11 protein-coding genes are annotated in these 12,725 nt (G+C 71.2%); 10 read left to right on the forward strand and 1 reads right to left on the reverse strand.

Translation table 11 applies throughout. The annotated features are described in order from the left end of the window. Positions 1 to 184: 184 nt before the first annotated feature. Complete coding sequence (locus tag J7E87_RS19570) at positions 185 to 1,495, reverse strand: phenylacetate--CoA ligase family protein (protein ID WP_215095717.1); 1,311 nt, start codon at positions 1,493 to 1,495, stop codon at positions 185 to 187. Between the two features lie 275 nt (positions 1,496 to 1,770). Between J7E87_RS19570 and J7E87_RS19575 the strand changes: the two genes are divergently transcribed. The 10 genes from J7E87_RS19575 to J7E87_RS19620 all read left to right on the forward strand — a co-directional run. Continuing rightward, positions 1,771 to 2,820, forward strand: a complete 1,050-nt coding sequence (locus J7E87_RS19575; RefSeq protein WP_215095719.1) for a ketoacyl-ACP synthase III family protein — start codon at positions 1,771 to 1,773, stop codon at positions 2,818 to 2,820. Positions 2,821 to 2,829: 9 nt separating this feature from the next. After that, on the forward strand, positions 2,830 to 4,449 hold the full coding sequence (locus J7E87_RS19580) for a (2,3-dihydroxybenzoyl)adenylate synthase (RefSeq protein WP_215095721.1): 1,620 nt from the start codon (positions 2,830 to 2,832) through the stop codon (positions 4,447 to 4,449). Position 4,450: 1 nt separating this feature from the next. Further along, positions 4,451 to 4,720 (forward strand): phosphopantetheine-binding protein, encoded by a 270-nt coding sequence (locus J7E87_RS19585; protein ID WP_215095723.1) that lies wholly within the window; start codon positions 4,451 to 4,453, stop codon positions 4,718 to 4,720. Continuing rightward, on the forward strand, positions 4,720 to 6,204 hold the full coding sequence (locus tag J7E87_RS19590; protein WP_215095725.1) for an amidohydrolase family protein: 1,485 nt from the start codon (positions 4,720 to 4,722) through the stop codon (positions 6,202 to 6,204). The genes J7E87_RS19585 and J7E87_RS19590 overlap by 1 nt, the downstream gene beginning before the upstream one ends. After that, positions 6,201 to 6,989: a 2,3-dihydro-2,3-dihydroxybenzoate dehydrogenase gene (locus tag J7E87_RS19595; RefSeq protein WP_215095727.1), complete on the forward strand. Its 789-nt coding sequence runs from the start codon at positions 6,201 to 6,203 to the stop codon at positions 6,987 to 6,989. Before J7E87_RS19590 ends, J7E87_RS19595 begins: the two co-directional genes overlap by 4 nt. 27 nt (positions 6,990 to 7,016) lie before the next feature. Further along, entirely contained in the window at positions 7,017 to 7,685 is a 669-nt protein-coding gene (locus tag J7E87_RS19600; protein WP_308312976.1) for an isochorismatase family protein, read from the forward strand. Beyond that, entirely contained in the window at positions 7,682 to 9,562 is a 1,881-nt protein-coding gene (locus J7E87_RS19605) for an anthranilate synthase family protein (protein WP_215095729.1), read from the forward strand. Before J7E87_RS19600 ends, J7E87_RS19605 begins: the two co-directional genes overlap by 4 nt. A gap of 5 nt (positions 9,563 to 9,567) precedes the next feature. After that, positions 9,568 to 10,959 (forward strand): 3-deoxy-7-phosphoheptulonate synthase class II, encoded by a 1,392-nt coding sequence (locus tag J7E87_RS19610; RefSeq protein ID WP_215095748.1) that lies wholly within the window; start codon positions 9,568 to 9,570, stop codon positions 10,957 to 10,959. After that, positions 10,952 to 11,698 carry a 4'-phosphopantetheinyl transferase superfamily protein gene (locus J7E87_RS19615; protein WP_215095730.1) on the forward strand — a complete coding sequence of 249 codons (747 nt, stop codon included), beginning with the start codon at positions 10,952 to 10,954 and terminating at the stop codon, positions 11,696 to 11,698. The genes J7E87_RS19610 and J7E87_RS19615 overlap by 8 nt, the downstream gene beginning before the upstream one ends. 33 nt (positions 11,699 to 11,731) lie before the next feature. After that, positions 11,732 to 12,725 (forward strand): ACP S-malonyltransferase (locus J7E87_RS19620; protein WP_215095732.1); only part of this gene is annotated, 994 nt, incomplete at its 3' end.

The following is a 12,725-nucleotide window of genomic DNA, read 5'->3' on the forward strand; positions in this document are numbered from 1 at the left end:
CACCGCTTACGGGTCGGGTGTCGTCCGCTGTGGACGACGGGACGAGAAGAAGTCGGCCGGGATCGGCGGGGCGCCCGAAGGTCGCCGAGGGCAGTTGGAGCGGACGGCGCGGGCGGCCCGCACGGCGCGGACGGCGCTGACGGCGCTGACGGCGCTGACGGCGCTGACGGCAACGGGACGCGGTTCACTGGTACATGACCGCCTTGTCCCAGTCCTCGCCCTCGCCGAACAGATAGCGGGCCTTGAGGATGTCGCGCTGCGCGGTGAGCGCTTCGTGGGGCACCAGCGTGTGCGGCGGGAGTCCGGTGATCCGGTGCGGTATGCCCAGCTCCCGGTCGATCGCCTCGGCCAGTTCCTTGACCGCCTGGCCGCGGACCTCATCCGGCGCCTCGAACTCCACCCGCAGAACGTCCGGGTGCGCCATGGCTCGCCAGAACATCACCTCGTAGCTCGCCGGCAGGCCGAACACCAGCTCTTCCAGCCGCTGTTGGGTGACCGTCGAGTCACCGACCATGTAGCCCGTTCCCGACCGGCCGAGCACCCGCACCGTCGGCAGCAGCCATCCGCAGGAACAGTCCGCGGTGGACACCTCGACCTCGTCGGCGAGGTTGTAGCGCAGCAGCGGCATCGCCTCGCGGTAGAGCGGGGTCACCACCAACTGGCCACGGCCGGACGCCGACAACTCACCGGTCTGCGGGGACCACACCTCGAAGATGGCGCGGTCCGCCCACAGGTGCAGGGCGCCGGCCGGGCACTGGCCGGCGATCGTGCCGGTCTCGGTCGATCCGTACTCCTCGACGACCGGAATGCCGCCCCAGATCTCACTGAGCCGGCGACGTCGCGCCTCGGTCAGCGGCTCCGCGGCCGTGAACATCGCCCGCAGCGCGGGGAAATCCTTGTCCGGGCGCAGCCCGGCGGCCTTGGCCGCCGCCGCGAGCATCATTATTTCGGTGGGGTTGCACCAGGTCAGCGACACGTCCAGGGCCCGCATGACGCGCACCATCCTGGGCAGCGGGGTGGCGAGGGAGCGCGCGTCGCCCGGCACGATGGTGGCTCCGCGCAGCCGTCCGGCGGCCTGGGCGAGGTGCGCGGTGATCACCAGGCCGTACGGCGTGCGCACCAAGAAGGTGTCCGACGGGTTGATGCCGACCCACTTGCGCGCGTAGCGCTCGGCGAGGTCGGTCCAGTCGTCGTCGGTGTAGTACGACGCGGTGGGCTCCCCCGCCGTGCCGCTGGACTCGTGGTACGTGGCCAGCTTCTCGCGGTCCACCGCGAGAAGCCCGAAGGGGTACTGGTCGCGCAGGTTCTGCTTGGTGGTCAGCTCGATGCCGTCGAAGTCCTCCGCCCCGCCCGGCCTGGTCCGGCCGTCGTAGCGGGCCGCGTAGAACGGCGAACGCAGCGCCTGGGCGAGCACTCTCGGCAGCTGCGCCCGCTGGAGTTCCGCGAGCTCGGCGGGACTTGACCAGTCGCCCACTTCCGGACGCGACCACGACATCGGATCTCCCTCGTCTGTGCCGGTGCCGCGAGCGAGCGGCACGCGGCGGCTACGCGCCCAGCACAGCACCGCGACGGGAGGGCGGGCCCGAGTAGTCGCTACTCAAATCAGCCACCGGGGGCCGCCGTCGGCCCAGGGCGACCCACCTGCGTAGGACCCCCTTGGTTAGACACCGTCTAAGCCGTCGCGGTTGAGTACCGCCTACTCATGAGGCCAGTCGGGGCGGGTGTTGTGCTTGCGGCGAAAGGCATCCACCCCACGAAGGAGTCGGCGCGATGAGGACTGCGAACCTGTATCTCGCCGGGATCGGCAGCCATCTGCCGCCCCTGTACCCGGCCGAGCGCGCGGTCGAGGAAGGCCTCTACGACGAGGCGAGCAGGCAGGCGTCCGGCATGCGCTCCGTCGCCGTCAGCGAGTCGACACCCGCCCCGGACATGGCGGTCGAGGCGGCCAGGGCCGCACTGTCCGCGTCCCGGCACGAGCCGGAGGACATCGGCATCGTGCTGCACAGCTACACCCATCACCAGGGTCCCGACGGCTGGTCGGCGGTGCACTACATCCTCAACAACACCGTCGACCGTCCGGTGCCGGCCGTGGAGATCAAGCAGGGCTGCCTCGGCATGCTCGCCGCGGTCGAGGTGGCGGCCAACCGGCTGATCGCCAACCCCACCCACGACGCCGCGCTGATCACCACGGGGGACAACTACTCGACTCCGGGGGTCGACCGCTGGCGGGCCTCCAGTCTTTTCGTACTCGCCGACGCCGGGTCCGCCGTGGTCCTCTCGCGGCGCGGCGGGTTCGCCGAGCTGCTCGCGATCGGATCTCTGTCGGACTCCTCGATGGAGATCCTGCACCGGGCGGGCGAGGAGCTCTTCCCCCCAGGTGTCACCAGGGGCCGCGGCCTGAACTTCGGCGAGCGGGCCGAGAAGGTCCGCGAGCAGTGGGCGACGGGACAGGCCCCGCCGATCAAGAACTTCGGCGACCGGGTCGCCGAGATCACCGAACGCACGCTCAAAGAAGCGGACTTGACGCTCGACCAGGTCGCCAAGGTCTGCCACGTCGGTTTCGGCCGGCCCGCGCTGGAGGCGATGTTCCTGCTGCCGCTGGACGTCCCCGAGGACAAGACCGTCTGGGAGTACGTCAACACCGTCGGGCACACCGGAGCGGCCGACCTGTTCCTCGGCCTCGAACACCTCTGGCGCACCGGCCGGGTCGCGCCGGGTGACCACGTGCTGCTGATCGGTGCGAGCACCGGCATGGAGGCGGCCGCCGCGGTCGTACGCATCACCGAGCCGGCCCCCGTATCCGCACCCGAATCCGAGTAGGAGCTCCTGATGCTTGCCGGATGCACCCCATGGCCCACCGATGTCGCGAAGCGCTACCACAAGCAGGGCATCTGGCGCGGTGAGACGCTCGGCACGGTGCTGCGCAATGCCGCGCGGCGGCACGGCTCCGACATCGCGCTGGTGCACGGCGACCGCCGGATCAGCTACGCCGAACTCGACCGGTGGACCGACCGGCTCGCCGCCGGGTTCGCCGCGCACGGTGTACACCCCGACGACCGGATCGTGGTGCAGCTGCCCAACGTGCCGGAGTTCGTGGCGATCGCGTTCGCGCTGATGCGGGTGGGCGCGAAACTGGTCTTCTCGCTCCCCGCGCACCGCTCGACCGAGATCACCCATCTCGTCGAGCTCAGCGGGGCGAGCGGGTACGTACTGCCCGAGACGCACCGCGGCTTCGACCACCGCGAGCTGGCCCGCCAGGTGCAGGCCGGGACCGGCACCCTGCGCACGCTGTTCCTGCTCGGGGCGAAGACCGACGGCTTCGTCTCGGTGTCCGAGCTGGAGCTGGCGGCTCCCGACCCGGAGCCCTTTCCCGAACCCGACCCGGCCGACGTGGCGTTCTTCCTGCTGTCGGGCGGGACCACGGCACTGCCCAAACTGATCCCGCGCACGCACGACGACTACGTCTACCAGTCGGAGCGCGCGGCGCAGGTGTGCGAGCTGACCAACTGCGACACCTATCTCGCGGTACTGCCGGTCGAGTTCAACTTCGCGTACGGCTGTCCCGGAGTGATCGGCACGCTCCAGAGCGGCGGAACCGTCGTACTGGCCGACACCCCCAATCCGGTGGACTGCTTCCCGCTGATCGAACGGCACCGGGTCACCGTCACCTCGATGGTGCCCTCGATCATGCAGCTGTGGCTGGAGGCGGCCGACTGGACCGAGTCCGACCTGAGCAGCCTGCGCCTGGTGCAGGTCGGCGGTGCCCGCATGACGCGGGAGTTCACCGAGCGCATCGCGCCGACGCTGGGCTGCCAGCTCCAGCAGGTGTTCGGCATGGCCGAGGGTCTGCTGACCTTCAGCAGGCCGGACGACCCGGCCGAGTCGGTGCTGACCACGCAGGGCAGGCCGATCTCCGACGCCGACGAGGTACGCGTCGTCGACGAGAACGGCGCCGAACTGCCCGCCGGCGGCATCGGCGAGCTGATCACCCGCGGCCCCTACACGCTGCGTGGCTACTACCGGGTGCCCGAGTACAACGCGCGCGTGTTCACCGAGGACGGTTTCTTCCGCACCGGTGACCTGGCCCGGCTCACCGAGGACGGTGACCTGGTGATCGAGGGCCGCATCAAGGAGATGATCATCCGCGGCGGCGACAAGATCTCCGCGGGCGAGGTCGAGGACCATCTGCTCGCGCTCGAATCGGTCGCGGCGGCAGCGGTGATCGGCGTGCCCGACGAGTTCCTCGGCGAACGCATCTGCGCCTACCTCGTCACGCACGGCCCGCGGCTGTCACTGGCCGACCTCAAGCAGGCCGTACACGCCCGTGGCGTCGCGGACTACAAGCTGCCCGACATGGTGCGGTACGTGCCCGAACTCCCGCTCACCCCGCTGGGCAAAGTCGACAAGAAGGCGCTGGCCGCAGTAGCCGCGTCCGAGCAGGAAGGCTGACGTGGACATCACTTCGACCCCGACCGAACTGGATCTGCGCGCAACTGTCGCGCCCCTGTTGGGCGTCGAGCCCGACGCACTCGAACCGGACGCCAACCTGGTCGTCCTCGGACTCAGTTCGCTGGAGATCATGCGGCTGGTCAGCCGCTGGCGCAAGAACAGGATCCCGGTCGAGTTCGACGCGCTGGTCGCCACGCCGACGCTGACCGGCTGGCTCGCGCACTTCGACGCCATCGCACCGTCCTCGCCGACCGAGCCCGGGGTGGCGTGATGAGCGTGCTCTTGATCAACGGTGGCACCGTCTACACCGCGGACGCCCAGGAGTCCGTACACGCCCGCGGTGCGGTGCTGATCGTGGACGACAAGATCGCCGCGGTCGGCAGCGCGGCCGAGGTCGCCAAGGCGGTCGCCGCGCTCGACCCCGCGCGCAAGGCCGAGCTGAGCACGATCGACGCGGGCCGGATGATGGTCCTGCCCGGATTCGTCAACGCGCACTGGCACGAGATGTTCGCCATGCGCTTCCCGATGCGCGGCGCGCTGCGCCCCGTCTCCGACCGCGACGACCAGGCCGCGTTCATGGGCGCCGGCGGCGACATGCACCAGATCTCCGCGGTCTTCGACTCGTTCGACGGGCTGATCGACGGCCTCACCCCGGACGAGGCGCAGGCGATCGCCGAGTACTCGATGTGGACCCAGCTGCGCGGCGGCGTGACCACGCTCGGCGACATGGGCTCGCTCAACCGCCCGCACTCCATGGTCGCCGCGGCCCAGCGGCTGGGCATCCGGTTCTCGGCGAGCACCTGGGCGAGCGACGCGGTCTGCCCGCCGGGGCAGGACCGGTTCGTGCGCACCACGGACGCCGACACGGTGCTGGCGACGTTCGACTCGCTGCTGCAGCTGGTCGGCAAGGACACCACCGGGCGGATCAGATGCCGTCCGAGCATCGCCTACGTCACCAATATGACCGACGAGCTGGCGCGCGGCATGGCCGAACTGGCTGCCGCGCACGACCTCGGCTTCGCGACGCACGTCGGCGCGCTGCGCAACGAGGTCGAGCTGATGCGCACGTACTACGGCGAGACGGGCGTGCGCCGGCTGGCCGAACTCGGCCTCGTCGACGAGCGGTTGATGGCGGGCCACTGCGCCTTCCTCGACGAGCAGGAGCAGAAGCTCATGCTGGCCGCCCGCGCGCACATCAGCCACTCCCCCGGCAAGTACGGGCCCTCGGGCGAGTCGTCGCTGACCGAGACCGGGGTCGTGCCGGCGCTGCGCAGGGCGGGCCTCGACGTGTCGCTGTCGACCGACGGCTCGTCGATGCCGACCGCGGGCATCGCCGAGACGATGCGCGCCGCCTGGCAGATGTACAACGAGATGGGCGCCGACCAGACCGAGGTGCTGCCCAGCGACGCGCTGGCGATGGCCACCAGGATCGCGGCGAAGGGCCTGCGCTGGGACGACGCGGTCGGCAGCCTCGAAGTCGGGAAGCAGGCCGACCTGGTGCTGATCCCGGCCGACGACTGGCGCTATCTGCTCAACCCCCGCCCGCTCGAGGCCTTCCTGTGGCTGTCCGGGTCGGCCGATGTGGACACCGTGATCGTCGGCGGCCGCAGGCTGCTGTCCGGCGGCAAGGGAGTCGAGGTCCACGAGGCGGGACTGCGGGAGCGCTACCTCACCGCGCTCGGCGCGTTCACGACCCGCACCCTGAAAGTGCCCGCCGAGGTGGTCGGGCGCGTGCTCGGGCAGGTGGCCCGATGACCGCGCCGGCGGCAGCGGCGCTCTCCGGGGTCGCCGTGGTGACCGGGGCGGCAGGCGGAATCGGGGCCGAGGTCGCCAGGGCACTGGTGGCGGCCGGGCTCCCGGTCGCGCTGCTGGACCGGGACATCCCGGCGCTGTGGGAGCTGGCGGCCGAGCTGGACGCGGCGGGCGAAGGGGTGCTCGCCGTCGCCACCGACGTCACCGACAGCGCTGACGTGGACACCGCGGTGGCCAAGGTGGAGGGCGAACTCGGCCCGATCGCGTACCTCGTCAACGCCGCCGGCGTGCTGCGCAGCGGCCAGGCCGCCGAACTCACCGACGAGGAATGGGACATCACGTTCGCGGTCAACGCGGGCGGGGTGTTCCACACCAGCCGGGCCGTGGCCCGCAGGATGGTGCCGCGCCGCAGGGGGGCGATCGTGACGGTCGCGTCCAACGCGGCGGGAACGCCCAGGATGGCGATGTCGGCGTACGCGGCCTCCAAGGCGGCGTCGGCGATGTTCACCAAGTGCCTCGGCCTGGAACTCGCCGGGCACGGCATCCGGTGCAACGTCGTCGCCCCCGGCTCGACCAGGACCCCGATGCTGACCGCGCTGCAGGGCGACGCCGCGGAACGCGCCTCGATCGCCGGGGTGCCCGACGCCTTCCGGCTCGGCATCCCGCTGCGCCGGATCGCGGAGCCCGCCCATATCGCCGACGCGGTGCTGTTCCTGCTCTCGGAGCGGGCGGCCCACATCACCATGCACGACCTGACCGTGGACGGCGGCGCCGCGCTCGGTGCCTGACCGTCCCATGAGAAGAGGACACGCCCCGTGGCGATTGCGCCGATCGACTCCTATCCGATGCCGCGGCCCGTCGAATTGCCGGCCAACACCGCAAGCTGGACCGTCGACACCCGCAGGGCCGTGCTGCTGGTGCACGACATGCAGCACTACTTCCTCGCCCCGTTCACCGAGGCCACGCAGCCGCTGACCGACCTGCTCGCCAACGTCACCGCCCTTCGCACGCGCTGTGCGCAGCTGGGCATCCCGGTCGTCTACACCGCCCAGCCGGGCGGGATGACACCACAACAGCGCGGACTGCTGCAGGACTTCTGGGGCCCCGGCATGTCCGCGGCGCCCGAGGACCGGGGTATCCCCGCCGCCCTCGCACCCGGTGAGCACGACACGGTGCTCACCAAGTGGCGGGCCAGCGCATTTCACCACACCGGGCTGCTCAACCTGCTCGCCGCGAAGGACCGCGACCAACTGATCATCTGCGGGATCTACGCCCACGTGGGCATCGTGCTCACCGCCTGCGACGCCTTCGCCCACAACATCCAGCCCTTCGTGGTGGCCGACGCGATCGCCGACTTCACGCCCGAGCTCCACCGGATGGCGCTGCAGTACGCGGCGACCCGGTGCGCGATGGCCCTTCCGACCGCGACGGTGCTCCAGTCGCTCGCGACCGCGGCGACCGTGTCCGTAGGAGACTCACAATGACCTCCCTCGACGAACTGGCCGGGGGCGGACGGCCGTTCGCGGTGCTGCACCGTCCGGAGAGCGGCCCGCACAACACGGTCGATCTGCTGCTCGGCGACTTCACCGAGGTCGCCGGCACAGCGAGCCTGCCGATCCCGGAGGACGGCGAGCCCGACACCCACGAAACGCTCGTCCTGCTGCCGTACCGGGTGATCGGTGAGCGCGGCTACGACCACCACGACGACGGTGAACCGGTGCTGGCGATGCCCGTGCGGGAGCAGTCGCTGCTGCCCGTGGACGAGGTGCTCGATCTGGTGCTGCGGTGGCCGATCGAGATGGCGGACGGCGCCTTCGACCTGGAGGACGAGGCCTACGGCGCACTCGTGAGCAGAGTGCTCGCCGAGGAGATCGGCCGTGGCGCGGGCGCCAACTTCGTACTCAAGCGCACCTTCGTCACGGAGATCGCCAACTGGTCGGTGCGCACGGCACTCGCCTTCTGGGGCCGGCTGCTGCGCGGCGAGCCGGGCGCGTACTGGACGTTCCTGATCCACACCGGCGAGCGCACCTTCATCGGCGCCAGTCCGGAGCGCCATGTCAGCCTCGACGACGGCGTCGCGGTGATGAACCCGATCAGCGGCACCTACCGCTACCCGGCGGGCGGTCCCACCGCGGCCGGCGTGCTGGAGTTCCTCGCCGACAGCAAGGAGACCAACGAGCTGTACATGGTCCTCGACGAGGAACTGAAGATGATGAGCCGGGTCTGCGACGACGTGCATGTGGTCGGACCGCGGCTCAAGGAGATGGCCCACCTCGCGCACACCGAGTACCGCATCGTCGGGCGCAGCAGCCGCGACGTACGGGAGATCCTGCGCGAGACGCTGCTCGCGCCCACGGTGACCGGCAGTCCTGTGCAGAGCGCCTGCCAGGTGATCGCCAAGTTCGAACCGGCCGGGCGCGGTTACTACTCGGGGGTCGCCGCGCTGATCGGGCGGGACGCGTCGGGCGGCCGGCGGATGGACTCGGCGATCCTGATCAGGACCGCGGACGTCGACGCGGCGGGCCGGACGCGGATCGGGGTCGGCGCGACGCTGGTGCGCGACTCCGAACCCGCGAAGGAGGCCGCGGAGACCGCGGCCAAGGCGGCCGGGCTGCTCGACGCACTGCACCACGTCGCCGAACGCAGGCGACCGGCGGGACTGGACGGCCATCCGCAGATCCGGGCCGCCCTCGCCGGGCGCAACAGACCGCTGTCGGACTTCTGGCTCGCGCCCGCCGTGGCGCCGGCCACAACGCGCGGCAATCTGCTGATCGTCGACGCCGAGGACACCTTCACCGCGATGGGCGCGCTGCAGCTGCGGGCGCTCGGCTTCGACGTGACCGTCCGCCGGTTCGACGAGCCGTACCGGCTGACCGGGTACGACCTCGTCGTACTCGGTCCGGGCCCCGGCGATCCGCGCGACCACAACCACCCCAAGATCGCGCACCTGCGCGCGGTGACCGGCAGCCTGCTCAACCTGCGCGTGCCGTTCGTGTCGGTGTGTCTGAGCCACCAGATCCTCAGCGCGCTGCTGGGCCTGCCGCTGCACAAGCTGGACGTACCGAACCAGGGCGTGCGGCGCGCCGTCGACCTGTTCGGCAGCCCGGAGCCGGTCTACTTCTACAACACCTTCACCGCGCTCGCCGGCAGCGATCTGCTGGACAGCCCGCTGTGCCCGGACTACGTGGAGGTCGCGCACGATCCGGCCACCGGCGAGGTGCACGCCCTGCGCGGCCCCGGCTTCGCCTCCGTGCAGTTCCACCCCGAGTCGGTAATGACCCGTCATGGGTCGGCAATCCTGGACACCCTGGTCACCGGCGCGCTGGCACCGGTGCCTCACAGAGCGGAGCTCATGGCGTGACCCCCATGGTCGACGTCCCTTCCGCGCACGCCGTGCAGAGCTGGCGGTCGCTGCCGGCCGGGCAGCAGCCGCAGTGGCCGGACCCGGCCGCGCTCGACTCCGCGGTCGCCACCCTGACCAGGAGTCTTCCCCTGGTGTTCCCGCGCGAGTGCGACCTGCTCAAGACCCGGCTGGCCGCGGTCGCGCGCGGCGAGGCGTTCCTCGTTCAGGGCGGCGACTGCGCCGAATCCCTCGACGCGGTGAACGCCACGTCCATCAGCGGCAGTGCGAGCACCCTCCAACAACTGGCCACGGTCTTCGGGTACGCGACATCGCTACCGGTGGTCACGGTCGGCCGCATGGCCGGCCAGTACGCCAAGCCGCGCTCGGCGACGACCGAGACCCGTGACGGTGTCGAGCTGCCCGCGTACCGCGGCGACGCCGTGAACGGGTTCGCGTTCACCGCGTCCGCACGCACCCCCGACCCGCACCGGATGGTGCGCGTCTACAACGCCTCCGCCGCCACCCTCAACTTGATCAGGGCCTTCGGCACCGGCGAGCAGGCCGGTCACGGACATGCGCTCGAGCGCATCCGGCAGTTCGCCGCGGGCTCGCCGGACCGGGCACGCTACGAGCCGTTCACCGCCGGGATCGAGCGGGCCGGGGGGTTCACCGGATCCGACGGCTGGCACACACCCGGCGAGCTGTTCATGTCGCACGAAGGGCTGCTCCTGGACTACGAGTCGGCCCTGACCAGGGTGGATTCGCACACCGGCGCGGTGTACGCCACATCGGGACATCTGCTGTGGATCGGCGAGCGCACGCGCGGGCTCGACGGCGCGCACGTGGAGTACTTCGCCGGCATCGGCAACCCGATCGCCGTCAAGATCGGGCCGAAGACCGGCCAGGACGATCTGCTGCGGCTGATCGACCGGCTCTCCCCCGAGCGTGAGCCGGGCAGGCTCACGCTCATCGTCAGAATGGGCGCTTCGCAGGTGCGCGCCGTACTGCCCGGCCTGGTCGAGCGGGTCACCGCCGAGGGCATTCCGGTCGCGTGGGTGTCCGATCCCATGCACGGCAACACGATCACCGCGCCGTGCGGGCACAAGACCCGCAGGTTCGACGACATCCTCGATGAACTGTCCGGGTTCTTCGAGGTGGTCGGCGGGCTCGGCGCGCACCCCGGGGGCGTACACCTGGAGTTGACGGGCGACGACGTGGCCGAGTGTGTCGGCGGTGGCGCGGGGCTCACGTTCGAGGACCTGCCCGCGCGCTACCGGTCGGTCTGCGATCCCCGGCTGAACCGGGAGCAGTCGCTCGACCTCGCGTTCCGGCTCGCCGAACTCATCACCGCGGGCCCCGGCCCCGGGAATCCGCGGACGCTGGTGGCCGGACACACCGGCGACCGGCATGGCTGACGGCCGCGCGGTGGCCGAACGGGTGGTGGGCTCATCGCTGACCCGGCTGTGGCTGCTGCCCGAGCACGCGGTGGACTCCTTCGCGGCGGCACTGGGCGGCAGGCGGCTGCTCACGGAAGGCGAACAGGCCCGGATGGAACGGCTGTTGACGTCCCCGACCAGGCGGCGGTTCCTGGCCCGAAGGCTGCTGTGCCGCTATGCGCTCACCGCCCTGACGGGCCGGCCGCTGGACCATTGGCGGTTCCGCACCGGCAGGTACGGGCGGCCCGAGACCGAACCGGACTGCGGCGTTCGGTTCAGCCTCTCGCACACCGAGGGGCTCATCGTCTGCGTCGTCACCCAGGGGCGTGTCTGCGGAGTGGATGTGGAGCGTCGTCCCGCCTCCCCCGAGTCGGCCGGTCATGTGAGCCGGTTCTTCGCCGCCGCCGAGCGCGCGGAGCTGGCCGCCCTCGGGCCCGCCGCGCGGGTGGCCCGGACCAGCGAGCTGTGGGTACTCAAAGAGGCGTACCTCAAGGCTCTCGGCACCGGGATGCACCGGAGCCTGGACGGATTCTCCTTCGCTCGGCAGGCAGCGGGCGAGGAGAGCCGTATCACCGTGACCGACTCCGAGGAGCCGGGGAGAGCCGACGACGGCTGGTGGTTCGACCTGCTACGCCCCAGCCCTCAGCACCTCCTTGCGGTTGCGGTCGAAGGCGCGTACCCCGGTGCTCTGCACCGGACCGATCTATCAGGCATATGAGCGATTGGGACACCGATGAACCGAGAACTGGACATGAGCGTTGCCCTCTTCCCCGGCCAGGGCGCCTACCGGCCGGGCACCCTCGCGGGGCTCTGGGAACGCGGCGACGACACCGTACGCGGTACGTTCGAAGAGGTCGACGCGATCGCCAAGGAAAAACTCGGCCGTGAAGTGTCCTCGACGGTGTTCCGGCCGTCGCCGCCGAGCCCCGCCTCACTGCTCGCGACCGCCCCGGACACTTTGCAACTGGCCGTCTTCGCCACCTCCGTGGCCACCCACCGGCTGCTCGCCGAGCGCGGCGCGGGCGCCTCGGTGCACCTGGGACACAGCCTGGGCGAGCTGGCCGCGCTGACCTGCGCGGGCGCGTATGACCTGGCGGACGCGGCGGCGGTGCTGTGTGAGCGGATCTCCGTGCTGCGCGAGTACGACCGCAGTGGGGGCTCGATGCTGGCCCTCGGGTGCGGGCGTGAGCGGGCCGAGCGGGTGGTGGGGCTGATCGGCCACCCGGATCTCGTCCTCGCCGTCGACAACAGCGCGACCCAGGCTGTCGTATCGGGCCCGGCCGACGTGGTCGGCACGGCCGCGGCGATCGCCGGACAGCTCGGCATCTCCGCCACCCCGCTGAACTCCCCGCACCCCTTCCACAACCCGCTGCTGGCCGAGGCACGGCGTCAACTGGCCGTCCGTATCGCACCGTTCCGGAGTCGTGCGCTCGCCGTGCCGGTGTACTCGCCGATCCTGGGACGTTTCTACCGCGACCGTGACGATCTGGCCGAGCTGCTGGCGCTGCACCTGGTGACGCCGGTGGAGTTCGGTCCCTCGATCCGCGCGCTGCACGCGGCCGGTGCGCGGGTGTTCGTGGAGAACGGCGCCGGGCGCGTGCTGACCGGCCTGGTGGCGGAGGCCCGACCGGGAGTGCATGTGGTGGCGCCGCTGGCAGGCCGGTACGACGAGGCGGGTCTGGCGAGTGCGGCCGACGCGCTGCGCGGGCCGCTTGGCGGGGCGCCGGCGGCCGCGGTCGTGGCTC

This window comes from Streptomyces sp. ISL-1 (genome assembly GCF_018614585.1).
Lineage (GTDB): Bacteria > Actinomycetota > Actinomycetes > Streptomycetales > Streptomycetaceae > Streptomyces > Streptomyces maoxianensis.